Origin of the sequence: Candidatus Marifrigoribacter sp. Uisw_064, assembly GCF_047730175.1 — a bacterium.
Classification (GTDB): domain Bacteria; phylum Bacteroidota; class Bacteroidia; order Flavobacteriales; family Flavobacteriaceae; genus Marifrigoribacter.
On sequence record NZ_CP159833.1, the window covers coordinates 493,189 to 518,650 of the forward strand.

Annotated in this window: 28 protein-coding genes; 22 read left to right on the forward strand and 6 right to left on the reverse strand. The window is 32.7% G+C overall.

Annotated features, from left to right (window positions below):
* Positions 1 to 21 precede the first annotated feature (21 nt).
* Positions 22 to 1,434, forward strand: coding sequence for an LptF/LptG family permease (locus ABXT64_RS02215; RefSeq protein WP_443634901.1), 1,413 nt, complete (start codon positions 22 to 24; stop codon positions 1,432 to 1,434).
* A 98-nt stretch (positions 1,435 to 1,532) separates the two neighbouring features.
* A complete protein-coding gene (gene ribB, locus ABXT64_RS02220; protein WP_443633758.1) occupies positions 1,533 to 2,681 on the forward strand; it encodes a 3,4-dihydroxy-2-butanone-4-phosphate synthase in 1,149 nt (382 codons plus the stop codon).
* 16 nt (positions 2,682 to 2,697) lie between these two features.
* Here ribB and ABXT64_RS02225 read toward each other — a convergent pair whose 3' ends face one another.
* A complete protein-coding gene (locus ABXT64_RS02225) occupies positions 2,698 to 3,897 on the reverse strand; it encodes a DegT/DnrJ/EryC1/StrS family aminotransferase (protein WP_443633759.1) in 1,200 nt (399 codons plus the stop codon).
* Positions 3,898 to 4,121: 224 nt separating this feature from the next.
* Between ABXT64_RS02225 and ABXT64_RS02230 the strand changes: the two genes are divergently transcribed.
* The 11 genes from ABXT64_RS02230 to ABXT64_RS02280 all read left to right on the forward strand — a co-directional run bounded on the left by ABXT64_RS02230 (position 4,122) and on the right by ABXT64_RS02280 (position 11,660).
* On the forward strand, positions 4,122 to 4,763 hold the full coding sequence (locus ABXT64_RS02230) for a class I SAM-dependent DNA methyltransferase (protein WP_443633760.1): 642 nt from the start codon (positions 4,122 to 4,124) through the stop codon (positions 4,761 to 4,763).
* A gap of 87 nt (positions 4,764 to 4,850) precedes the next feature.
* On the forward strand, positions 4,851 to 5,234 hold the full coding sequence (locus ABXT64_RS02235) for a hypothetical protein (protein WP_443633761.1): 384 nt from the start codon (positions 4,851 to 4,853) through the stop codon (positions 5,232 to 5,234).
* Position 5,235: 1 nt separating this feature from the next.
* The gene (locus ABXT64_RS02240; RefSeq protein ID WP_443633762.1) at positions 5,236 to 5,820 is read left to right on the forward strand and encodes a GNAT family N-acetyltransferase; all 585 of its coding nucleotides are present in this window, start codon (positions 5,236 to 5,238) and stop codon (positions 5,818 to 5,820) included.
* Between the two features lie 10 nt (positions 5,821 to 5,830).
* Positions 5,831 to 6,142, forward strand: a complete 312-nt coding sequence (locus ABXT64_RS02245) for a DUF6122 family protein (protein WP_443633763.1) — start codon at positions 5,831 to 5,833, stop codon at positions 6,140 to 6,142.
* 140 nt (positions 6,143 to 6,282) lie between these two features.
* Entirely contained in the window at positions 6,283 to 6,705 is a 423-nt protein-coding gene (locus tag ABXT64_RS02250; RefSeq protein WP_443633764.1) for a lipocalin family protein, read from the forward strand.
* Between the two features lie 356 nt (positions 6,706 to 7,061).
* Positions 7,062 to 7,244, forward strand: coding sequence for a hypothetical protein (locus tag ABXT64_RS02255; protein ID WP_443633765.1), 183 nt, complete (start codon positions 7,062 to 7,064; stop codon positions 7,242 to 7,244).
* A gap of 186 nt (positions 7,245 to 7,430) precedes the next feature.
* Positions 7,431 to 8,069: a hypothetical protein gene (locus ABXT64_RS02260; protein ID WP_443633766.1), complete on the forward strand. Its 639-nt coding sequence runs from the start codon at positions 7,431 to 7,433 to the stop codon at positions 8,067 to 8,069.
* 237 nt (positions 8,070 to 8,306) lie between these two features.
* Positions 8,307 to 9,065, forward strand: a complete 759-nt coding sequence (locus ABXT64_RS02265) for a GGDEF domain-containing protein (RefSeq protein ID WP_443633767.1) — start codon at positions 8,307 to 8,309, stop codon at positions 9,063 to 9,065.
* A gap of 4 nt (positions 9,066 to 9,069) precedes the next feature.
* A complete protein-coding gene (locus ABXT64_RS02270; protein ID WP_443633768.1) occupies positions 9,070 to 9,960 on the forward strand; it encodes a nucleotidyltransferase domain-containing protein in 891 nt (296 codons plus the stop codon).
* Positions 9,961 to 9,970: 10 nt separating this feature from the next.
* A complete protein-coding gene (locus tag ABXT64_RS02275) occupies positions 9,971 to 10,561 on the forward strand; it encodes a hypothetical protein (protein WP_443633769.1) in 591 nt (196 codons plus the stop codon).
* Positions 10,562 to 10,718: 157 nt separating this feature from the next.
* Positions 10,719 to 11,660 (forward strand): alpha/beta hydrolase, encoded by a 942-nt coding sequence (locus ABXT64_RS02280; RefSeq protein WP_443633770.1) that lies wholly within the window; start codon positions 10,719 to 10,721, stop codon positions 11,658 to 11,660.
* Between the two features lie 319 nt (positions 11,661 to 11,979).
* On the opposite strand, the gene ABXT64_RS02285 is transcribed toward ABXT64_RS02280, so the two are convergent.
* On the reverse strand, positions 11,980 to 13,698 hold the full coding sequence (locus ABXT64_RS02285) for an FG-GAP-like repeat-containing protein (RefSeq protein ID WP_443633771.1): 1,719 nt from the start codon (positions 13,696 to 13,698) through the stop codon (positions 11,980 to 11,982).
* 400 nt (positions 13,699 to 14,098) lie between these two features.
* On the opposite strand from ABXT64_RS02285, the gene ABXT64_RS02290 reads away from it, so the two are divergent.
* Positions 14,099 to 14,602 carry a GNAT family N-acetyltransferase gene (locus tag ABXT64_RS02290; RefSeq protein ID WP_102087528.1) on the forward strand — a complete coding sequence of 168 codons (504 nt, stop codon included), beginning with the start codon at positions 14,099 to 14,101 and terminating at the stop codon, positions 14,600 to 14,602.
* Positions 14,603 to 14,848: 246 nt separating this feature from the next.
* On the opposite strand, the gene ABXT64_RS02295 is transcribed toward ABXT64_RS02290, so the two are convergent.
* Together ABXT64_RS02295 and ABXT64_RS02300 are read right to left on the reverse strand one after the other, a co-directional pair.
* Positions 14,849 to 15,769 (reverse strand): DUF6624 domain-containing protein, encoded by a 921-nt coding sequence (locus tag ABXT64_RS02295; RefSeq protein ID WP_443633772.1) that lies wholly within the window; start codon positions 15,767 to 15,769, stop codon positions 14,849 to 14,851.
* A gap of 4 nt (positions 15,770 to 15,773) precedes the next feature.
* On the reverse strand, positions 15,774 to 16,154 hold the full coding sequence (locus tag ABXT64_RS02300) for a hypothetical protein (protein ID WP_443633773.1): 381 nt from the start codon (positions 16,152 to 16,154) through the stop codon (positions 15,774 to 15,776).
* 529 nt (positions 16,155 to 16,683) lie between these two features.
* On the opposite strand from ABXT64_RS02300, the gene ABXT64_RS02305 reads away from it, so the two are divergent.
* From ABXT64_RS02305 to ABXT64_RS02340, 8 genes are all read left to right on the forward strand, one after another.
* Positions 16,684 to 17,013, forward strand: a complete 330-nt coding sequence (locus ABXT64_RS02305; RefSeq protein WP_443633774.1) for a hypothetical protein — start codon at positions 16,684 to 16,686, stop codon at positions 17,011 to 17,013.
* A 42-nt stretch (positions 17,014 to 17,055) separates the two neighbouring features.
* Entirely contained in the window at positions 17,056 to 19,455 is a 2,400-nt protein-coding gene (locus ABXT64_RS02310; RefSeq protein ID WP_443633775.1) for a TonB-dependent receptor, read from the forward strand.
* A gap of 19 nt (positions 19,456 to 19,474) precedes the next feature.
* Complete coding sequence (locus ABXT64_RS02315; RefSeq protein ID WP_443633776.1) at positions 19,475 to 20,029, forward strand: type 1 periplasmic binding fold superfamily protein; 555 nt, start codon at positions 19,475 to 19,477, stop codon at positions 20,027 to 20,029.
* 113 nt (positions 20,030 to 20,142) lie between these two features.
* Positions 20,143 to 20,355, forward strand: a complete 213-nt coding sequence (locus ABXT64_RS02320; RefSeq protein WP_415375645.1) for a DUF6122 family protein — start codon at positions 20,143 to 20,145, stop codon at positions 20,353 to 20,355.
* A 140-nt stretch (positions 20,356 to 20,495) separates the two neighbouring features.
* The gene (locus tag ABXT64_RS02325) at positions 20,496 to 20,909 is read left to right on the forward strand and encodes a lipocalin family protein (protein ID WP_443633777.1); all 414 of its coding nucleotides are present in this window, start codon (positions 20,496 to 20,498) and stop codon (positions 20,907 to 20,909) included.
* Positions 20,910 to 21,214: 305 nt separating this feature from the next.
* Complete coding sequence (locus ABXT64_RS02330) at positions 21,215 to 21,703, forward strand: hypothetical protein (RefSeq protein WP_443633778.1); 489 nt, start codon at positions 21,215 to 21,217, stop codon at positions 21,701 to 21,703.
* 267 nt (positions 21,704 to 21,970) lie between these two features.
* Positions 21,971 to 22,330, forward strand: coding sequence for a hypothetical protein (locus tag ABXT64_RS02335; RefSeq protein ID WP_443633779.1), 360 nt, complete (start codon positions 21,971 to 21,973; stop codon positions 22,328 to 22,330).
* Positions 22,331 to 22,430: 100 nt separating this feature from the next.
* Entirely contained in the window at positions 22,431 to 22,910 is a 480-nt protein-coding gene (locus ABXT64_RS02340) for a hypothetical protein (RefSeq protein WP_443633780.1), read from the forward strand.
* A gap of 25 nt (positions 22,911 to 22,935) precedes the next feature.
* Here ABXT64_RS02340 and ABXT64_RS02345 read toward each other — a convergent pair whose 3' ends face one another.
* Both ABXT64_RS02345 and ABXT64_RS02350 read right to left on the reverse strand, forming a co-directional pair.
* Entirely contained in the window at positions 22,936 to 23,898 is a 963-nt protein-coding gene (locus ABXT64_RS02345) for a type I phosphomannose isomerase catalytic subunit (RefSeq protein WP_443633781.1), read from the reverse strand.
* 230 nt (positions 23,899 to 24,128) lie between these two features.
* Positions 24,129 to 25,316, reverse strand: coding sequence for a response regulator (locus ABXT64_RS02350; RefSeq protein ID WP_443633782.1), 1,188 nt, complete (start codon positions 25,314 to 25,316; stop codon positions 24,129 to 24,131).
* Positions 25,317 to 25,462 lie beyond the last annotated feature (146 nt).

Here is a 25,462-nt window from a genome sequence, read left to right on the forward strand (position 1 = left end):
AAAATCCTTGATCGGTATATATTGTTTTCATTTTTAAGGACGTTTGCGAGCGTCTTTATTATTTTGATGTTTATATTCATACTTCAATCCGTATGGTTATATATTTCTGAATTAGCTGGAAAAGGATTAGATGTTTTCATCATTTTAAAATTTCTATGGTTTGTAAGTCCGAAATTAATTCCTTTAGTACTGCCTCTAACCATATTGGTTACCTCCTTAATGGTTTTTGGAAGCCTTTCTGAAAACTATGAATTTGCAGCTATGAAGTCTACAGGGATTTCATTGCAAAGAGCAATGCGAAGTCTTACCTATTTCATATTACTATTAAGTGTTACTGCATTTTTCTTCGCGAATAATGTAATTCCTTATTCTGAATATAAATGGTTAAACCTTAGACGAAACATTCAACAATTTAAACCTTCCATGGTAATAGCTGAAGGGCAGTTTAATCAAATTGGAGAGGGATTTAATATCAAGGTTTCTGAAAAATATGGTGATAATGATCAATTTTTAAAAGATGTTGTTATTCATAAAAAAGAAGGAAAAGCAAAACAGAATAATACAGTAATTATTGCTGAAACTGGAGAACTTACAAGTGAAGAAAACAGCAATACGCTTTCACTTATTCTAAGAAACGGTAACTATTATGATGATGTCCAACCAAAAGACCAAAAAAAGAAGTTAAGAAAACCCTTTGCTAAAAGTTATTTTGAAGAATACACGATCAACATTGACCTTACTGAATTAAACAATAAAGATGTTGAAAAAGAAAATAAACTGAGTAACCATAACATGTATAATGTTAGTGAACTTAGAACAGAAATAGACTCTCTATCAACAAGTTTTACCAAAAACATCTCTTCCTTTGCTGAAAATATGCATTACAGAACTGGGGCAACAAAACATTTCGAGCGCAAAAATAAGGCTATAAAAAATAATGTATCTGTAGATACCTTATTAAATCTATTTAAACCCAATCAACAAGCTGAGATTATTGCCATAGCTATCAATAACATAAACAGTACGATAGAAACTATAAAGTCTAAAAAAGTTGAATTTATAGTTAAAAATAAAAGAATAAATAAATATGAAATAGCACTTCATGAAAAATATGCACTTGGCGTAGCCTGTATCATATTATTTTTTGTGGGCGCCCCTCTTGGAGCTATTATTAGAAAAGGAGGAATGGGACTCCCAATGGTCATAGCAATTCTATTATTTTTAACCTATCATTTTATTGGAATATTTGCGAAGAACAGTGCTGAAGACGGCACATTACACCCATTTATTGCCACTTGGTTAAGTACTCTAATCCTTCTTCCCTTAGGAATTTGGCTAACCATTAGAGCCACTACAGATCAAGGAATTATTGATATGGATTCTTTTTACCAACGAATTAAACGATTGTTTAAAAAGAAAGAAAAAAATTCATAATACAATAACGCTTCCCTCTTTCACTAAAAAAAATATATATTTCCCTCACTCCAAACGTGTAATTCATTCCTTATCTTTGCATAAACTTAAAAAGAAAAATGATTACAACACACAACGGTACATCAATTAAATTAAATACCATTGAAGAAGCCATAGAAGACATTCAAAAAGGGAAAGTAATTATTGTTGTTGATGATGAAAATCGTGAAAATGAAGGTGATTTTATAGCTGCTGCAGAAAGCGTAACTCCAGAAATGATCAATTTCATGGCTACCCATGGTAGAGGGCTTATTTGTGCTCCTTTAACCGAAGAACGTTGTGAAGAGTTAGCATTAAATATGATGGTAGAAAATAATACTGTTTTACATCATACTCAGTTTACAGTTTCAGTAGATTTAATAGGGCACGGTTGCACTACAGGAATCTCTGTTCATGATAGATCTAAAACGATAAAAGCCCTCGTTGATAAAGATATGAAACCAGGTGATTTAGGTCGTCCAGGACATATATTTCCTTTACGAGCTAAAGAAGGTGGAGTATTACGCCGAACAGGACATACAGAAGCAGCTATCGATTTAGCTCGATTGGCCGGATTTCAACCCGCAGGAATATTAGTTGAGATTTTAAATGAAAATGGTACCATGGCACGTTTGCCTCAATTAGTCGATGTTGCTAAGAAATTTGACCTTAAACTTATTTCGATTGAAGACTTAGTTGCATATAGAATGGAGCATGATTCTTTAATTAATAAAAAAGAAGATTTTAAAATCAATACCAAATATGGTAGTTTTAGGCTAAGAGCTTATAAACAAACCACGAATAATCAAATTCATATTGCACTAACGAAAGGAACATGGAAAGAAAATGAACCTGTTTTAGTACGTGTAAATTCTACCCTAGTTAATAATGACATCTTAGGAATTCTTACTAATAATTCAGACAAGAAGTTAGATGATATGTTCAAGCTTTTTAAAGATGAAAAAGGAGCTATTGTTTTTATCAATCAACAAAGTCATTCCCTTAATTTATTAAATAGACTAAAAACACTTAAAGATAATCAAACTAACGACTCTATTGTTAAAGCTCCAAGAATCGAAATGGACACTAAAGATTTTGGTATTGGCGCACAAATATTACACGACGTAGGAATCCATAAAATTAGATTGGTTTCAAACAGTGATTCTCAAACAAAGCGTGTAGGGATGATTGGTTATGGCTTAGAAATTTTAGAATACGTTAAGTTTTAATAGCTAAACTTTAGATTTAAGCAGTCAATATTTTTTGTAAACTAGCGACCATTTTTTGAGCTCGCTCTTTCACTTCTTCTTCAGTCCAAGCAATTTTTATTAATGAAGATATTGTTCTACTAATCCAAGCATCACTCTTAGAAAAATCCATCTGATTTAAATCTTGTAGTTGATTTTTAATTTCTTGAGGCATTTTTCCTAAAGAAGTAAGGTTGCGTAAATGTTCCCAACCATGTATATAATGCCAGTTGTTATCATACCAATAAAAACAAGCATCCACACCGTTTTCAGATAAAGCTTTATGTCCTTTTTTCGCTAAAGATTCAGAAGGTAAAAAGAAATTCAAAAATGAATAACTTTCTACTCCTCCTTCAGGTACACGTCTAAAAGTAATTCCTTCAACTTGCTCTAAAGCAGTTCTCATAATCGTATAGTTTCTTTTCTGAATCTCAAGAATTGCATCTAACTTTTGTAATTGTGCTACACCTACTGCTGCATTTAATTCAGAAATTCTAAAATTATATCCTAAAGTAGGATGTGTTTCTGCACCTCGATCATTTCCATGATGGTCATGTCCATGATCTTGGTATTGATCGGCATTAATTGCATAGTCAGAGTTATTTGTAATTACCCCTCCTCCTTCACCACAGGTAATCGTCTTTACATAATCGAAAGAGAAACAACCTAAATCACCAATACTTCCTAATGGCTTCCCATTATAGGTTCCACCTAAGGCTTGACAAGCATCTTCTAATAAAATTAAATTATGGCGCTCACAAATCGTTTTTAACGCGTTTAAATCGGCCATAGAACCACACATATGCACAGGCATTACACAGCGAGTTTTAGGTGTAATTGCAGATTCTACAGCACTTGGGCTTAGGGTTAATGTATCATCAACATCAACTAAAACAGGCACAGCTCCGATCATCATAATCGACTCAAAACTAGCAACAAATGTAAACGTAGGCATAATCACCTCATCCCCTGCTCCTATTCCTGCGGAAGCTAATGCGATGGTTAATGCTGAAGTCCCACTAGATACCAATTGACAATATTTAGATTCCATACGGGCTGCAAATTGAGTTTCAAACTCTTTTGCTTTCCAATGGTTATTTCGCATTCCATCAAATCCATAACGCATTAAAACACCTGTTTCTAATACATCATTTACTTGTTTACGTTCTTCTTCTCCAAATATTTCAAATCCTGGCATAAGTATATAATTTGTTTTTACATCTATTTTCAAGATGAAGTGCAAAGGTAAGGGTTGCGTTTTTTATAAGAAAGAATCTTGAATATATTTAATCATCCATATTTCAACCCATTCCTTATCTTTGGACTATTACAATTTTAAAAATAAAACAAATATACGTGCCCCAGTTTCAGGTGATGATATAATGGTTCTGTTCAAGTTCAATAAAACAAACAAATAATACCTTGGAAGATAAATACAAAATAACACATGATTCATATAATAGATTAGCAAAAGCATATGAAGAAAAATTCATGGAAAATCCTTTATACATTGACTCATACGATGATTTTTGCCGCTTTGTAACAAAGAAGAATGCAACAATTTTTGATATCGCTTGTGGCCCAGGAAACATTTCAAAATATCTATTAAATAAACGTCCAGATTATCAAATTTTTGGAATTGATGTAGCTCCCAATATGATTAAATTGGCTAAAAAAAATAATCCCACAGCCGAATTTCAAACCATGGATTGTAGAGATATTAATACAGTTAACAAACAATTTGATGCAGCGATATGCGGATTTGGTTTGCCTTATATTTCGAAAGAAGATGCCATTGATTTAATAGCAAATGTTTCAAAATTAATTTCGAAAGGCGGGTATCTCTATCTAAGTACCATGGAAAATGACTATGAAAAATCTGGTGTTACAAAATCAAGTTCTTCCGAAGATATGGCATATATTTATTATCATTCTTTCGATTATTTACAATCAGCATTGAATGATAATGAACTTTCAATTGTTGACTTTTTTAGAAAAGACTATCCTGAACAAGATGGAACTAACACCATTGATTTATTTATAATTGCTCAAAAGAATTTGTAATTTGAATCAAAAAACTTTTGTAAATTGAACAAAAATCAATCATCCGATTTTAAAAAAAAAATGCACCATTAATTGAAACAATTGATCATGAAAAATTTTCTTTTTTTAGCCTGCCTCCTATTTACTTTCTCTGTAAATGCACAAGCACCACAAGTAACTGAATCTGACTTAATAGGTTGCTGGACCGACTCAAAAGAAGAAGGTACTAACGAACTTAGTATATATCGTCCTTGTACCAACAATAATGACACAATTGACTTGTATCGTTTCTCTTTTCAATTAAAAGAAAACGGACAATGCACCTATCATTCCGCAGTGGCTAAATCTTCTAATAAAATGATCAATGGCACTTGGACTTATGATACTGAAAAAGTGACCCTTCATATTTTTAATGAAGACGGGAGACAAGTGACTCAGCTTACCATAAAAGAGTATGCTTCAGGTCTATTAAAATTTAGTAAAGAATACTAACATGTGGTTAAGTGAAGTGACACTTGAAGGCAAGGAAGTTCACCTCGTTCCTTTAAGAAAAAATCATCGTGAAGGTTTATTAAAAGCGGCTAGTGATGGTGATTTATCAAAGTTGTGGTATACCTCGGTTCCTTCCGAAGAAACAATCGATGCTTACTTTCAATATGCATTCAATGAACAAAATGAAGGTCATGCATTGCCCTTTACAATCATAGATAAAAAAACAAATACCATTATTGGATCTACCCGATTTTGCAATGTAACCTCAACCCATAAAAGGGTGGAAATTGGATATACTTGGTATGCAAAATCATTCCAAAGAACAGCTAAAAATACAGAAACAAAGTTATTACTTCTCAGCTATGCGTTCGAAACATTACAATGTATTGCAGTAGAGTTTAGAACCCACCACGAAAACAAAGCCTCTCAAAATGCCATAACTCGATTAGGTGCCCAGCAAGATGGTATTTTAAGGCAGCATCAACAATTACAAGATGGTTCGTATCGAGATACTGTGGTGTATTCGATTTTAAATAATGAATGGAACACCGTAAAACAACAGTTAGAAATTCGCCTCAACCACTAAGTAATTGCTCATGCTCCAAACAATTACACATTATAGCCTGCATCTTTTAGTACCAGGGATCATAGCATACCTTTTTTTTAGGTCGAACTGGAAAAGAGCATGGCTCATTATGCTTGCTACGATGCTAATCGACTTAGATCATCTTTTGGCAGACCCTATCTTTTCTGCTACGCGTTGCAGTATAAATTTTCATCCATTACATAGTTATTGGGCAATTGCAGTGTATGTATTGTTGGCATATTTTAAAAAGAGCAGAATTATCGCTGTCGGACTTGTACTTCATATTATTACAGATAGCATTGATTGTTTATGGATGCGATAATTTACAGTGCAGGAAAACAAGCAGGGAATGCAATTGGTATTAGACTCAGATTGCCTGGTTTATTTTTATAAAGAAAAAGGCTTGAGATTTATAAAATAATTAAGTTATTTGTAATTAACAAAAACTTAAAACTTAAAATCATGAATTACATTAAATTACCTTCAGCGCTTATCTTATGTCTTTTACTAGTATTTACCTCTTGTAGTAGTGATGATGATGGAGATAGTAGTTCTACAACTTCATCTTTATTAATTGGCAGTTGGCTACAGACTTCAAGTACCTTTAACGGAGAAGATGAAGAATTGGATGAATGCGATTTATTATACAGCTTGGTTTTTACTAGTACGCAAATAACCTCTACGGGTTATTATGGTGATGAATGTGCTATAATTGAAGAATCTACTGAAACATATTCAATAGATGGAAATATAATAAGTATTACGAGTGAAAATGAAACCGATACTATCGAAGCCGAAATACTAACCCTTAATGATACGACGCTTACCTTTAAAAATGTGGATGAAGCTGATGATGAATACACAATTACGTTTACAAGACAGTAAGACTTAAAGCTTACCTTATATTATAATTATTTTTTTTAAAATCCCCAATTTGATTGGGGATTTTTTTTATGCTGAACTTAAATCTTTTTAAAACGTTTTTTTAAACCACACTTCGTTTCCACTATATTTTTTTTACCATCCTGATACCTAACAAGAACCCACATACACCTAACAAATAGAGCCTTAAAGCATATATTTTTGTAGAGTTATTATGTTTTTACTATATTTATAATTCCTTTCTATAGCACCCCGTGCTAAAAACCCCCTAGTTTAAAATAATGAATTTTAATTTTTAAACTAAATATGTGTCAAATTTAACTAAAAACAGAATCAACCGGATTCTAGATGAAACAGCCATGACTAACGCATTGGCTGCAATTACCAACCTAGCCGCACAACTCCCCGAACATTTTAGCAGTGATGCACCCATATATACCACTAAGGATGAATTAATTGAAAGCTTGCAAGAAGAAAACAAGCAGTTAACAACCCAAGTTACCACCTTACAATCTGTACTAAACTCCCCACAAAAAAACTAAGATTATTTAAATACCTACATGTATTTTTTGTATCTTTAACTTCTATCCCCACTCCTATTTGCCTTTGGCGAACGGTGTGGGGATTTTAATTAGATAAAAATGCACAAAAAGTATGTATATCTAGTAACACAAGCCGATAAACGAGTATAAACATAACGATATAACAAGTTGGCAACAAGCTGAAAAATGAAAGTCAAGTTACTTTTGGTATTTATTTGCACAATAGCTATTTCTTGTTCAGTCAAGAAAGAAGTTTCAAGATTCTATGGAAAAGATTATACTCAAATTCTATTAAAACCTGATAAAACCTTTGAATATAGAACCTATTTAGGTGTTGGCGGAGAAGTAAAAAGAATAGGAGGTTGGAGTGAACACAAAGGAGATACTATTTTCCTGAACACTTATAATCAGCCGAAAAATAAAGCAACGACTTATAAAGGAATTATAAATCCTGATTTGAAAAACAAAGTAATAATTTCAATTAGAGATTTTGAGCTAAAACTCGGACTTTCAACTGTTGAAATCAATGATGGAGAAATGATAAAATCAGCAGATGAAAATGGAACTGTGGAATTTGCAGTTGACCAGATATATAACATTACCTATTATTATCTAGGAGCGATTAACGAAAAAATAAAAATATCTAATCCGAAATTTAATGAAATTGATATTTTAATTCGTGATTTGGATTTAGAAATAGTTCCGAATTATTTTACTGATATGCCAATTGTAGTAACAAACCGAAAAGTAGTTTTTTATCCGAATGATATTGAAAAAAGGTTTGAAAGGAAAAGAGCGAGTATTAAAAGAAAACAATGGAATTAAAAGCCAGTTGCCAACAACGTATAACGTAAATGGCTAAATAATTAGTTGTTTTAAAAATTAGAACATATAATTAACTAAATTTAAAATCGGAATAAAACGTAAAGCGGCTTTCCAACGCTCATCTGATTCGCACGCTGCGCTGCCAACATTTGCTGCGCAAATTTACTCTTGCGAATCACAGGCCACCAAACGCCACTTTCGTTATACAAAACCGTTAGGCAACATTTAAAGAAACCAATGAAATATTTAAGAGATTCATTTATAAAATTTAAAAAAGACGCCCTTTCGAAGGCTTTTTACGACTCGATTAAATATTTATTTTTTTCAGTTATTCTAGTAATAATTTTAAAATATATTCCAGTCGTAAAGGAATGGCTTAAAGTAGAATTTACTTTAACAATATGGTTAATCGTATTAGTTTCACTATTACTTATTACGGCTAGTTTTTTACTTTCGATTTACTTGTTTAACAAAAAATTAAAATTAATACAAACTGAAAACCAGATAGATGATTTGACAGGTTTAAAAAATCACAAAGCACTAGAATTAGAACTTGTCAGAATAGAAAATGAGAGAAATACAAAAGACGAACCTATTTCTTTAATTCTAATTGATGTTGATGATTTTAAAAAATTTAATGACGAAAACAGTTATGAAATAGCTGATAGCATTTTGTCAAAACTAGGCAACTTATTAAATAAAGATGGTCGAATAACAGATGAAACTTTTAGATACTTTATGAGAGGAGATGAATTTTTAATTGTAGCAAAAGAAACTACTATTTCAAATGCTCAACTTGCTTCTGAACGTAAGAGAAAATTAATTGAAGATTCAACATTTAGAATTGACAACAACAGCTTTAACCTTACTGTTTCTTGTGGAGTAACAGAGTTTAACATTGGAGAAACAAAAGAAATAGTTATTGAGAGATTAAATCAAGCCTTGCAAAAAGCGAAAAAGAAAACTGGAAAAAACAACACCGAAATTATTATTTGATTGTATGGCAAAATTAACAGAAGACCAATTAACAAGCTACACTAAACCACCAAGTAAAACTGAAGAAACTAAACTTAAAAATTCAGAATCTAGTGTTAGAGATGCAATAAGCTCAAATGAAAAATTAAAGAAAAAATCAACTGAAACATTCGGACAAGGTTCTTACGCCAATAATACCAATGTAAGACTTAATAGTGATATTGATATAAATGTTTGTTATACAGGTGGTTTCTATTACACTCTTCCAAAAGAAAAAACAAAAGAGGAACTTGGTCTTACCAATCCAGCTACATATACTTATACAGAATTTAAAGATGATGTCGAACAAGCATTAGTCGATAAATTTGGAAGGTCTGATGTAAAACGTAATGACAAGTGTATTACAATCGTTGCTAGTTCTACAAGAATTGAAACAGATGTTGTTCCAACTTGGGAGTATCGTAGATTTAAAAATAACGGAGGTTATACGGCTGGCACAAAATTTAGAACAGACAAAAGCAAATGGATAGAGAATTTCCCAAAACAACATATTGCAAATGGTATAGACAAAAATTCTAAAACTTCAAGAAGATTTAAAAGACTTACCAGACTTCATCGGAAGTTGCGTTATAAAATGATAGATGATGGAGAAAATGTAAGCGATAACATTACTTCTTTTCTTTTAGAATGTTTGGTTTGGAATACACCAAATAGAATTATGAATGATTATGATACTTGGGAGGAAAGACTTAAAGAATCAATTAGATACATTTATCAGAACACAAAAGAACAAGCTGACTGCAAAGAATGGGGAGAAGTTTCAGAATTATTTTATCTTTTCCATTCAGAAAGAAAATGGTCTTATTCAGATGTAAATAATTATATGCAAGAATTATGGGATTATTTGGAATACTAACACTCAAAATATGATAAAATATAACATTAGAATTTATGCTTTTGCAATTATAGGTTTAGCTTTCATTGTTTATGGAATCATATTTTTAATTACTCAAAATCTAGATAGTATTAATTTCACCAAAGCTTTAAGCCATATATCTACAGCTATTTCAACAAACATTATACTTTGGCTAATATTTATAAAATGGTTATGGAAATGTAAAATATTTTATCCTTGGTTAGTTCCATTTCCAAACTTATCCGGAGAATGGGAAGGAACATTATTGTCAAACTATAAAAATAAAAGCACAGACCCAATACCAACAAATGTAAAAATTGAACAAAATTTTTTCAATATTCAAATCAAAATCACAACAGGAGAAAGCACTAGTTATAGTACAGGAGCTACTTTTGATATAGACACAGAAAGAGGACTTCAAAGACTATTCTATTCTTATCAAAACACACCTAAACGTAGTGTTAGGGAAAGAAGCGAAATACATTATGGTACTACTTTATTGACTTTTGACGGATTCAAAGTTTCTGAAATGGACGGAGAATATTGGACATCAAGAGAAACTACTGGAGAAATAGAATTAAAGAGAAAAAACGTTGCCTAACAATGTATATAAAAAATAGGCGAAACAGTAATAAAACCAAGGCTTTTGGCTCGTATCAAAGTCTGTGCTTAACCGAAAGTTTGGTGCTTCGTAATCGCCTACTTTTCATATACTAACCGTTATAGCCCATTTTACAAAAGAAACAAATTAGAAATTAATGAAACTAATTAGATTTATAACAATACCACTTGTAGTAATATTGATTCACTCTTGCGCAATCAAAACATATAGGATTGCTGAACGTAGTGCATTTAGAGCAACACCATACGATATCGGTCAAGATAGTATCGATTTAGAAACTTATAATACCAACTATCAACAAAAATGGTTAAACATATCAGCAAGTATTATAGATTCAAGCAGGACTGAAATAATTAAAAGCGACACAATCGTTTTAAAGAGAGATTATGTTACAGTTAATGATATTACGACCTTTGAATATTTTGAGTATTCTCCAGTTGAATATGACAAAACAATAGTTTTTTTTATTGGGAATTCATCTAGACACACATCCTATGCAGAATATTTAATGACACTATCAATAAAAACAAAATCTAGAATTATTTCATGGAATTATCGCGGGTATGGGTATAGTGATGGGAAATCATCTTTTAAAACTCAGTTTATAGATAATTTAGAAATGTTCGACAAACTTGATATTGAAGACAATGATGATGATTTGATTATAATAGGTTATTCTTTAGGTTCAACATTTGCAGCTGATTTAGCAGTTATTAAGCGACCGGATAAGCTAATTCTTTTATCTCCAGTATCAGATGTTTCTGATATATTAAAGCATTATAAGAAACAATTTCTTAGTGGAGGTAAGTTTATATTAAGACCATTTATTGATTTAACAGCTCCAGATTATTTATTGCATATAAGTAATATTGAAAAAGTAAAACAATATTCCAATGATTTATTGATACTTCATGCTAAGGATGATGAAGACCTTCCTTATAAAATGGGATTGAAATTATTTAAAAATTCAATTTCGACTAATAAACAATTAATGACGATTAAAAAAGGAGGACATTCGGCAGCATTTGAAACAGAGAATTTAGAAGCTGTTGTGAGTTGGATTAAAAACGGGCTATAACACCGTGTATAAAACATAGCTAATAAGTGCTAAACCAAAAGGTTTGTGCTTATTTACTAAGACCGCCAAATTTTTAAATTTGGCTTTTATAGCAGAAAAATAAAAGCAAAATATTTATATTTAGCTAAGTAATAAATTGAAACGATAGTGCTTATTTATTGCCCTACGTTTCTTATACTAAACGTTAGCCTTCATTATAAACAACCAACAAGCCTATGATTAAATTCTTTCAAAAAATTAGACAAAAAAATGCTGTCTGAAAATAAATTTAAAAAATATGAAAGTATTTAAATCGGAATAAATTTTAATGAATATGCAATCAATTTTGAGACTTTTTATACATTTTGATCGATTGAGAATTACCATTGTGGAATAGTTTGGCAATGTAGATACCCTCCGATAATCTTATTTCACCAATATTAAATTTTTTCGATGTCCCCATGTATTGAGTCAGTACTTGCCTGCCCTGAACATCATACAACTCCAATTTCACTAAACCCATAACGGAGTCACCCACGTAAATGATATTGTTAAACGGATTTGGATAAAGTGTCAATCCCATATCTGCTATCTGTTCGTCATTTGCAAGTATAAGAGTGTTATTATAAAGTATAACAACATCAACCGCTTCATCCACCAACGAAATATCCATAGCTCCATCATTATTGCGATCGTGTATGGTAGCACAGGCAGCTCCCCCTCCTGCGGGAGAAGGATAAATTCTTGGATTCACAAAAGATCCAGAACCGTCATTCTCCATCAGTACATAATGGGATTCACCAACAACACTTGAAATAAAATCCAGATCGCCATCACCATCAATATCACCCAGATCAATGGCTGCAGGAAAATCCCCTACGAAATAGCTCGAATTAAGTTCCAAACCTCCAAAACCATCGGTCCTAACTATTGAAACGTTGTCGGTAAACCTATTTGAAGTAGCTACATCCACAAAACCATCACCGTTTACATCTCCAATCGTCATCATCCATGGGCCAGCACCCACGGAGACCGAATCGAATACTTCAAAATTTCCAGTTCCATCATTCAATAGACTCACCAAACTATTACTGTTATGAATTGCTACAAGAAGGTCTACAAATCCATCATCATTAATGTCTGTAGCTGCTATCGAAGTTTCACCATCAAATCCTGTATCAATATTTACTGGCGGCTCAAATACTCCTGTTCCATCATTAATGAGTATTGAAATTGTACTGGCGGCGCGGTTGGCTGTAGCAATATCATCCCATCCATCACCGTTAAAATCTGCAATCGCAAGCCCTCGGACGCCCATCCCAGTTTGATAGTTTACTTCTTCGTCAAAAATAGTTGTGACGTTCCCCATCAAAACGCTCACATTATCAGAATAAGTACTACCAATGGCCATATCGATTAAGCCATCATGATTAAAATCAGCTCCTTCATTAGTACTAGGCCCTTGACCATTGGGCATTTCAATAATTATGAATGGTTCAAAACTATTTGAACCATCATTGAATAAGACCCGTATATCGTCCGAATCTTCAGTAATGACAACCAGATCTGAAAACTCATCATTATTGATGTCTCCGGCATAGGCTCCATAAAGTGTTATTGCTCCTTCCCCAGGTAATCTCATATTGATTTGCTCCCCGAATACCAGATCTAACGAAGCGGGTAAGGATTTTGTCCAATAGTTAAAACCATAGCCATTTGCAAGTGGTATACCGTTCGTATTCTGAATTCCACTTGTTAATCTCACAGTAATCCATTCTCCATAGAAAAAATCTCGAATAGGTGTAAACTTAATCTTAGTTGAACTAGTATCAAAGCTAAAAACACCTTCCATAGGTCCGGACCATCTCCCGAAAACCAAGAAAGTATTTGGAGATACTGTTGACTCATTAATAGACTGATCGAATATTATATCAATCGTATTATTTGGAGGCGATATCATCGATTGAGAAACAGGACTTGTCTCAATTACTTGAGGTGACTGCGAACAAACATTAGCACAGATTAAAACAACACAAACAGAGGATAGTATATAATTCATAATAAATAATTTAGAATAAACATGAAAAAAGTAATAGTTTGAGACAGCCCAATTTAAAACCAATCATCCTTTGGCTTGGCAATAATTATTTGTATTAAAGATAGTTAAATATTTAACAAAATAATAAACGCCAATTTTTTAAATCCTTTATTGAATATTTATCAACTGGAACAATAAATAACGAAAGGCTAACAAAGTATAAAAACAATAACGGCTTTATTGAATTTGAGAATGAAAGTCATATAAATTTACCTAAATTGTAATCTGAAAATTAGTAACTCAAGTTTGCTTTTTGCCTTTGCGCTAATAAACTCCACAGCATAAGTAAACTTTAACCGTTACTGACTTTTATACAAAACCGTTGTGGTGCATTTGAGAAAACGGACTAACTTTTAAAAAAATGGAAGCAAAATTAACATTTCGAAATTTAAAAGAAACTGATTGGGAACAGGTTTCCGGAATTTACCAAGAAGGACTTGATACTGGAAATGCGACATTTGAATCAAACCTACCAAATTGGGAAGGGTGGAATAATGGACATCTAAAAGAATGTAGGCTAATTGCAGAAATAAATAATAAAATTGTAGGCTGGTATGCATTGTCACCAGTTTCTTCTCGATGTGTTTATGGAGGAGTTGCGGAAGTAAGCGTATATGTTTCAACAAAATTTTCGGGACAGAAAATTGGAACAGAATTATTGGGAAGATTAATAACGGAAAGTGAAAACAATGAAATTTGGACTTTACAAGCTGGAATTTTCCCCGAAAACAAAGGAAGTCTAATCATCCACGAAAGACTTGGGTTTCGGAAAGTTGGTTATCGAGAAAAAATCGGAAAAATGAACGGAGTTTGGCGAAATACAATCCTATTGGAACGCAGGAGTAATATAATTGGAGTGGAATAAAAACGCACCACAACAATGTATATAAAACATAGCTAATAAGTGCTTAAACCAATGGCTTGGGTGTATTTACTAAGTCCGCCAAATCTTTGATTTGGCATTTAAAAAAGAAAAAATAAATACAAAAACAAAGATTTGGCTAAGTGCTAATTCGGAAATTATTGTATATTTAATACGCTACGTTTCATATACTAGACGTTGTGCTTCATTTTAACTAAATTCCAGATTTGGACGTGTTCTTAATCCTTTCTACTCTTTTTGAATAATTGTCCATTCAAAATTTATTTTTCTTTTTAAATAGTCTTTTAATGGTTCTAATCCTATTTCATTTCGACGTTGATCTACATAATCTGGATCAATTATAGGAAATGGTTCTAAATTTCGTTCAGAATTATAGCGAAACTGCATTCCGTAAATTTGAGGCTTGTTTTCATTTACAAGAATTCGATCTTGTATTTTTGCAAATTCCATGCAGCTGCCTTCTTTTTCCATGCAAGCCTGTTTTATTTGGGCTAAATGCTTTTTCCGTACAGAATCACTTTCGTGATGATTTATAACCAATAATGGTGCATCAGCAGCCAATTTACCGACTTTAGAATATTTTGGCCAACCATACTGATCTATGAGTCGTAACATTTTATCGTATTCATTTTTATAGATTTCCTGTTTATAGGAACCTAAAGGATAATACCATTGAGGCAGGTTTCCATTTTTGATATAATAACTCTTTGCCTGATCTATATAATAATCTAAAGCTTGATCTTTTAAAATGACATTGAGTAATTTAAGTGCATATTCTGGCTGTTCAAGTTGCCCATTATGTTTCTGAAAACGGTTGAGTTGTCTTCTTTCTATATCGAACCAACGTGGATCATCTATTAAAGCATATAAATCTGCATCTGCTAAAGCCCAAAGCGACGTATCGTCTTTTAAAGCTATGTTTAAATAATGATAGGCACTATCTTTTTGAAATGTTAATGCATAAGCACAAGCTAGATTATAAGTATTCTTCCAATTCTTTGACGACTTATGAAAATCAGTTTTGTAAGCCTCAATAGCTTCTTTCAAATTTCCTCCTTGGCGTAACTTATCTCCTTCAGAAACAAAATTTTGTGCAGAACAAATGTTACTCAGTAATACAAAAAAAACTATAAAAATAAATCGTTTCATTATTTTATGTTTTAGATATTTTTAAATTCATTATGCCTTTAAAAATTTTACAAATCATAAAAAGGCAAACACCTAAAACAGGAGTTATTAAGACGTAAGAAACACCTTGGAAAATTAAGTTAGGCGCAATACCTCCAGCTCTTCCAATAAAATAGAAACTATGGATTAACCCTAAAAGTAATGACAGCAAACTAGATATTAATATCCAAAATGCGGCGCTATTAATTTTGGAGTTATAATATTTAATTAGGGATTGGTTTTCTGTTTTATTCCTCGCTTGAATTTTTTTTATAAAATTGTAAATGGCAACAGCACCAAAAACAATAAAGACAATAATAAATTTCAGGTCTCCATTAGTAATAAATTCAGTAAAAGGCATCCTCATAAGTATATAGTTTTAAATTAAAGTCCAAAAGTATAGCCAAAAAGAACTGTTATATATTTTTTGCGACGAATGACCTATTTAGGCATGGTTTTTACTAAATCAATTGTGTTATGTATTGAAGTAAAAAAACGAAAGCACAACAACGTGTATAATTAATTGCTTTGGCAAGTGCTTATTTGGAAAATTCCTTCGGAATTTTCTCTGGCTCGTATTTGTTTACTAAATTAGTTGCTTAACCACGCAACAAACCATATACAAACCGTTAGCCACAAGCTGAAAAAAAAATCCGAGGCACCAATAAAAACCCACACTAAAAAACGCTACCACGCAAACAGTATATTTATTTTTTTACATCCCAAAAAGCCAACTCATCAAAAAATAAAAGAGCTATTTTTTTTTACCAACGCTCACATCATCAAAATAAACCGAAACCAAGGGACAAAAAATCTATTTCACATTTATTCTTAAAATATTTTTGCTTTTATTCAACAATAATTCTTTACTTTCGCGTTTACGGCACAACAAAAAAATGGATTATAAAAAACAAATTGGCAAAAATATAGCCGCATTATTGCTCTTTGTAGCTTTAATGTTGCCCTCTGCCATTCCGTTTATTCATCTGTTTGAAGGGCACGAACACATTGCTTGCTCAGAACAGACTACACATATACATAAATCCGTTGTAAAGTGTGAGATTTGTAGTTTTCATTTGGCATCTTTCAACTACGATATAGCCGAATACTCTGAATTATTACTACCAAAAATTCCCGTAAAGATTGAAGCAAACTTTGCTTCCTTACAATATCATTCCTTTAAAATAAACAATACACAGCTGCGCGCGCCTCCTATTCTTTCTTAATAAACAAAAATATATTTATTATTATGTTAATTAAGAGTTTATATGCGTACGTATATATTATTGATGCTGTTATTAAGCAGTGTTTTGTCTATATCACAAAATTGTGACAACACATTTTTCGGTAGGGTAACGGACCTTCACGATGGGTCTTTACTTGCAGGGGCAACACTTATTGTTGCAGGTTCTGAACAAGCTGTGCAGACAGACCTCTATGGAAATTTTATCATTTCAAATCTTTGTAATGACACCTATACCATACAGGTATCACACCCATTCTGCTTGACCAAAGGTTTCACAATTAAAATACTAGGTAACACGACCAAGACTTTTAAGTTGGAACACCATTTGGAAGAACTTAACGAAATTACTATCGCAGGAAAAGCCTACAGTAACAAGTCCAAAACAATTCTTGAAAACACGATCTCAAAGGAAGAATTGGAACGTTTTAGTAGCGGTACGCTCGGCGATGCCCTCAACAGTTTGAGCGGAGTTTCTTCCCTCAATACTGGAAATACCGTTGTAAAACCTTTGATTAATGGCCTTCATAGTAGCCGTGTGGTCACTATAAATAATGGCGTTCGGATGGAAGACCAAGAATGGGGAGCAGAACACGCCCCAAATATTGATATCAATTCCGCAGGCAACCTTACCTTGATAAAAGGCGCAGGCGCATTACAGTACAGTGGTGATGCTGTGGGTGGTGTCATTGTAGTTGAAGCTTCAAAAGTTCCCGTTAAAGACAGCCTTTACGGAAAAACCTTATTTACAGGAGCAAGCAATGGTCGAGGTACTTCCCTGACTTCCCAATTTACAAAAAGCTATCAAAGTGGCTGGTATGCAAACGTGCAAGGAACATTAAAACGCTTTGGCGATTTTGAAACACCAGATTATGTATTAAGCAATACAGGGATTTTTGAACGCAACGCTTCTTTGCACCTTGGACTTAATCGTTTCAATTATGGCATCGAGGCTTATTATTCACTTTTTAAAAATGAAATCGGGATTTTAAGAGCATCCCATTTGGGCGGTGCACAAGACCAAATTCGGGCAATAAATAGCGACAGACCACTAATCATCAATGATTTTACATATCAAATTAACTCCCCAAGACAAGATGTTACACACCATTTAAGCCGAATAAAAGGCTTCAAAAGGTTTGATGACTTTGGGAGATTGAGCCTGCAATATGACTTTCAGCGTAACAACCGCTTGGAATTCGATATCAGGCGAGGTGCAGATAAGGATAATGCCTCGTTAGATTTGAAACTGGACACGCATACGCTGATGTTGGATTTGGATTCCCATTTGACTGATGCAATAAATCTAAAGACTGGTTTAATGGTACGATATCAAAATAACTTTGCAAACCCTAATACTGGTGTGCGTAGGTTGATACCCGATTATGACAAATACGATTTGGGAGTTTATGCCATAACGGATTACCGATTGAATGACAACCTGCTTTTGGAAGCAGGTGGGAGATTTGATTATACATATATGGAGGTTTTTAAATTCTATCGCACCTCTTTTTGGGAATCACGCAATTATGATGAACTCTTCCCCGAAATCGTAGTGGAGGAATTTGATAATCAGATTTTGACCAATCCACAACTGAATATTTATAACGCTTCGGCAACTTTAGGAGCTACATATTCTTTTGGCGAGGAGTATAAATTATTTTTCAATTATTCATTGGCATCCCGTGCGCCCAATCCTTCCGAGCTTTTCAGCGAAGGCTTGCACCATTCTGCTTCTCGTATAGAACTAGGCGATTTACGTTTCAATTCAGAGGTTGGACATAAAGTATCGCTAACTTTTCAGCGAGAAAATAAAAATTTCAGCTATTCAATAAGTCCTTTCATAAACACTATTAAGGACTTTATAATTATTGAACCTACAGAAATCCAGCAAACAATACGGGGCAATTTTCAAGTTTGGGAATACAGACAGTCCGATGCGCAATTGTTGGGAGTGGACTTTGATGCTTCGTATACCTTTACAAAAAATTTCCGTTTTAATCATCAGTTTTCACTCGTCAAAGGTTACGACCGTTCAAGAGACGAACCTTTGATAAGTATGCCACCCGTAAATACAAATAATGAAATTGTATATCAAAATCCAGAATTCAAAAACCTAAGGTTGGCATTGCAGAGCGAATATGTATTTCGCCAAAATGAATTTCCCAACAATAATTTTGAAGTGTTTATCCCAGAGACTGAAACAACAGAAATTATTGACCTGAGCACACCGCCTGATGCATACCATTTGCTCAACTTTAATTCGAGCATTGATTTCAAAGCCTCTCAAAAATCAACAGTCACAGTAGGTTTTGGAATCACCAATTTATTAAATACTTCCTACAGAAACTACCTAAACCGTCTGCGCTATTATGCAGACGACTTAGGCAGAAACTTTTTATTAAATCTCAAACTCAATTATTAATTTTTTAAAACAAAAACAAATGAAAAAAGTAAAATTTTTAGCAATTGCAATTTTTGCAACATTATTATTTGTATCATGTTCAAGTGACGATGATACCCCAGAAGCGGTAAACGAAGAAGAAGTAATTACCACTTTAACGTTAACCCTTGTACCCAATGGAGGCATAACGCCCATTACCTTACAGACTCGTGATTTAGATGGAGATGGTCCGAACGCACCCGTTGTAACAGTTTCGGGCGCTTTGACCGCAGGTGTTACCTATAACGGTACTATTTTACTACTTAACGAAACTGTGAATCCATCAGAAAATATTACCGAAGAGGTAGAAGAAGAAAGTTTGGAACACCAATTTTTCTATACGATTGGTGGTGGATTAGACATTACAACCGCCTATAGCAACTTTGATAGCGATGGAAATAACTTGGGAACAGAGTTAACGCTTACAACGGGCGCAGTGAGTTCAGGCACATTAACGGTTACACTTCGCCACGAACCTACTAAACCAAATACTGGTTTAGGGGATGCAGGAGGAGAAACAGATATTGCAGCAACCTTTAACGTAACGGTACAATAGATTTTAATTAGTCATACTTTTCTTTGTTCCAAACTGAATGCCCTTTATGATTTTTCCGTAAAGGGCATTTTATTTTAGAATTATTTAGAAAAAGCCAAAGCATAAAGCCATAGATGCTTGCTACAATGCTAATCGACTTAGATCATCTTTTGGCAGACCCTATCTTTTCTGCTACGCGTTGCAGTATAAATTTTCATCCATTACATAGTTATTGGGCAATTGCAGTGTATGTATTGTTGGCATATTTTAAAAAGAGCAGAATTATCGCTGTCGGACTTGTACTTCATATAATTACAGATAGTATTGATTGCTTATGGATGCGATAATTTACAGTGCAGGAAAACAAGCAGGGAATGCAATTGGTATTAGACTCAGATTTTATGGTTTATTTTTATAAAGAAAAAGGCTTGAGATTTATAAAATAATTAAGTTATTTGTGATTAACAAAAACTTAAAACTTAAAACCATGAATTACATTAAATTACCTTCAGCGCTTATCTTATGTCTTTTACTAGTATTTACTTCTTGTAGTAGTGATGATGATGGAGATAGCAGCTCTACAACTTCATCTTCATTAATTGGCAGTTGGCTACAGACTTCAAGTACCTTTAACGGAGAAAATGAAGAATTGGATGAATGCGATTTATTATCCAGCGCGGTTTTTACTAGTACGCAAATAACCTCTACGCTATATTATGGTGATGAATGTGCTATGACTGAATCATCTACTCAAACATATTCAGTAGATGGAAATATAATAAGTGTTACGGTTGAAAATGAAACCTATACTACCGAAATACTAACCCTTAATGATACGACGCTTACCCTTAAAGATGCGGATGGAAGTGATGAATACACATATACGTATACAAGACAGTAAGACTTAAAGCTTACCTTGTATTATCATTATTTTTTTAAAATCCCCAATTTGATTGGGGATTTTTTTTATGCTGAACTTAAAGCTTTTTAAAACGTTTTTTAAAACCACCCTTCGATTCTACTATATTTTTTTTATCATCCTGATACCTAACAAGAACCCACATATACCTAACAACTAGAGATTTAAAGAATATATTTTTGTAGAGTTATTATATTTTTACTATATTTATAATTCCTTTCTATAGCACCCCCTGCTAAAAACTCCCTAGTTTAAAAATAATGAATTTTAATTTTTAAACTAAATATATGTCAAATTTAACTGAAAACAGAATCAACCGTATTCTAGATGAAACAGCCATGACCAATGCGTTGGCGGCTATTAGCAACCTCGAAACTGAATTGCCTGAAGGCTCGCTTGACGATGCACAACGCGACAGCTTTAGAGCCATTAATGTACAAAACAAAGTCTTTACCGAAGATGTAATGATTGAGATGGAAAACAATGGAGCGACTATCCTTCCACCCTATTTAAACGTAGCACTTTTAAAAAATGACTTCTATTTGTTCGAGCAATTAGACATCTTGGAAAGCAGAATGGGCAATGCCGTTCGTAAAATAACCGACTTAAAACGCATTGCGGGGCACGAAGCCTATAGTTTTGCTTTATCTGTCTACAAAAGCTACGATGCCGCCAACCAAGCAGGGATTCCAGGCGCCAAAGAAAGCTATGAGCGATTGAGTGAACGGTTTAATGGGCAAGGAGGCCGAAACCAAGAAGAACTCCCAAATCAGTAAGTTAAAACTGAGGAAGGCGGGCATTTCCATGCCCTTTTTTTTAGAACCATTATATAGGTATCTAATACAATTCAGCGCTAGTTTAATTCAATTAGATAGGCACTGAATACAATTAGAGATACATCTAATACAATTAGATAAGTACTGAATACTATTAGATAAGTACTGAATACTATTAGAGATACGTCTAATACAATTAGATAAGTACTGAATACAATTAGAGACACACCTAATACAATTAGATAAGTGTCTAATAAAACAAACATTATGAAATCAACACATAAAACTAAAAATACGTCCCTTCATACAGGGAAGCTTTTAACAAGGTATATTAAAAATAATAATATATTTAAAAGTGCTTTAGCCCGCTATTTAAGGCGAAGTGCTCCTACGATTGAATATCATTTGAGACGACCTACAATACAGGTACAGTTACTTTGGGATATTTCGCATGCACTACAACACAACTTTTTTAGCGATTTCGCAGCAGAACTCCCCGCCCATTTTAGCAGTGATGCGCTTGTCGACACCACAAAAGAAGAAGAAATAGAAAGGTTAAGTGATGAAAATAAATTATTGCGAGCACAGTTAGAGACCTTAGAAAAGGTAATGCGAAAAGGTACTTAGCAAAACCCGATAATAACACACAAAAGATACTGTTATCTAGGAATATTAGCCGGTAAACGGTACCTTTATGACGTATATAACTAATAGAAAGCAATTAAACATGAGAAAAACAATTCAAGTATATGTATCACTATTCATGATATTTCTAAGTTTTAACGGGTATAGCCAATATGGTGTTATAGAGATGAAAAATGGGGATCAATTAGTAATGGAAAGCTCTCAGCTTTCTGTTGAGAAAGAATCGTTAAGGTATTTTATAGAAGATTATAAACCGAAAGCCTCCTTTATGGGAATTGGTTACAAAAAATTAAAAAAAGAATATCTTGATAAATCTAGGCTCGTCAAAATTAGCGAAATAAAAAAAATTCATGTAGAAGGAGAATTACTTGTAGGTAGCAAGTCAATACTAGATTTCATAGGTGTTAGATATATAAAAATAAAGCGTAAGTATAGAGAGTTTTTTGTTATCGAAGACGGTGAGTGTAAATTATTGGTGAAGCCTGAAAATGGTAATAAGAAAAATTTAATAACATTTGCACCCTTAATTATAAGCACAAGAAAATATTATCATAACATCTAAAATAAAGAGCTGTTAAAAGTTTAATTCAAAATATTTCTAATAACTTTCCATCTGCAGAATTAAATTTTATTTCTTCTGTTATTGCTGGAAGCAAAATGGTTTCTCCCATTTTTAAATTTTCTGAATAGTTTCCAGCTGTAATATCCACAGAACCTTCAACACACATAAAAACAACAAATGAATCTAAGTTTCTATAATCCTTAATTTGTTCCTCGTTTATCTCTAAGATATTGGTCGTAAAATAATCGCAATTAACTAAGTTAACTCTATTATTAGATTGAGTTTTAATTTGTGATTTTCCATTAGAATCAAATCGTTTTGTTGCTTGTTCTGCTAATTTTGTATGTAAGTCTCTTTTTTCGCCACTAGTATCGATTCTATCCCAATCATAAACGCGATAAGTAATGTCTGAGGTTTGTTGAATTTCTGCCGCTAACACACCTGCACCAATAGCATGAATTTTACCAGCAGGTATAAAAAAACTATCTCCTTTTTTAACTTTTTCCGTATTGAAAATTGTGTAAACATTTTGAGAAGTGATATTGTTAAGAATCTCGAAATTGGTATTTTCATCTTTTAAGCCTAACACAATGTTTGCATTTTCATCACTATCCATAATGTACCACATTTCGGTTTTACCAAAACTGTTATGATACTTTTTTGCCATATCATTGTCTGGGTGTACTTGAACAGATAAATCGGTTTTAGCATCCAAAAATTTTATAAGTAATGGAAAATTATATCCATAGTATTCAAAATTATGAGCTCCTACAAAACGAGCTTCATGTTGTATGATTAAATCCTTAATACTTTCCCCTTTGTAAAAGCCATTGCTTACTATTGATATGTTGCCGTCAACACCTGATATCTCCCAACTTTCACCAACATTATTTTTGTTAATTTCCTTTCCTAAAACATTGCTTAACTTATTTCCTCCCCAAATTTTTTCTTTAAATATAGGATTGAATTTAATTGGGTATACGATCATTTTCTTTGTCTTTATATTATACTTGTAAAAAAACAACTGCAACAAACATTTTTAAACTTATGTTAATGCCTATTGCAGTTGATACTAACTGGGGTTTTTACGATTATTTTAGTTTGAAAACTAAGTTTGAATTTTTTATCAGTTTACTGAATACATCTTTATTAATGTCGTTTTCATTATTGTGAAATATGATGATGCCTATCCCCATTCTTTATTAACCGATTTTATTTTTATACAACATTTAATTCGCTTGCTGTAAATGATTTAATGTTTGTTTTTTTTGATCTATATACCCAAGCTATTTGTGCTAATTTGCCAATAATTTTTACTGAATCTTTCATAGATAATTTTGAACCATCGGCATGAATCCATCTTTTTAAAGGTTGCTCACAAAGCATTTTTTTTGCTTTTTTTAAACCATAATACTGTGTCATCCTTTTAAAAATTTCAACATCAAAAATCCATTTTGTCACAAACTTTTTTTTGAAAGCAATATTTATAACGTCTTTATGAAATATTTTAGCGCCGCATTGTGTGTCTTTAAAATCCATTGATAAAATTTTTCTAATGATAAAGTTAATTGTAAGGCTTATTATCTTTCTTGCAGCCCCTTTAGTAATGTTTGCTCCCATTCTTGCAATTCTAGAACCACTCACTATTTTAAATTCTGAATGTTCAATTGTTTTTACTAAGTCATCAAAACCTGCTAGATCTGTTGATAAATCAGCATCTAAAAAGCCTATATAATCTAAACCTTCTTTAGCAGCCATATGAAGCATTCCTAAACGAACAGCTTCTGCTTTACCTCCATTTTTTTCACAGTCGTAAACGGTAATAAAATCTTCTCTTCCTTTTTGTAATTCGCGAAGCACTTCTAAAGTCCTATCCTTACTGCCATCGTTTACAAAACATAAATAGTAACCCGAATTTTTATCTATAAAACTTAAAAACTTATCACTTAATAAACGTTCTCCCTCATTGTAGCAGGGAATAACAACCCCAACACAACGTTGTTGAATCATTACATTATTTTCAATTTTTACAGCGTTTTCCATTACTGGAGCGCCAATTAACCGCTTTACTCTTGCACAAATTTCATTAAGACTTAATGGTTTTTTCATATAGTCATTAATACCTAAATCAAAAGCTTCAGTAATAGTATCATCTTTTGTGTTACCAGATAAAACCATTATTGGTGTTTGAGAGTTTTTTGTGTTTCTTATATGTTTTATAACATCTAAACCTGAAACTGTTCGCATATTTATGTCAACAATTACTAAATCTGGATTGAAAGAGTTATAATGTCCAATTGCTATAAAAGCATCAGTTTCTATTTTTACTTCGTAGCCTAACTCTTCTAACCCTTTTTGTAAAGGAAGCAATACTAATTGTTGATCATCTATTGCTAAAATTTTCATGATAAAATGTATTTTTTGTTCTAGATAGTTCAAAAGTACTTAGCAAGACTCATCTAAAATTCATATTTCGGTTAACCTAATACCAAGTATAGACGAATAGTAGATTACTATAGGTAGTTAAAATTCGGAGCACTGCTAAAATTATG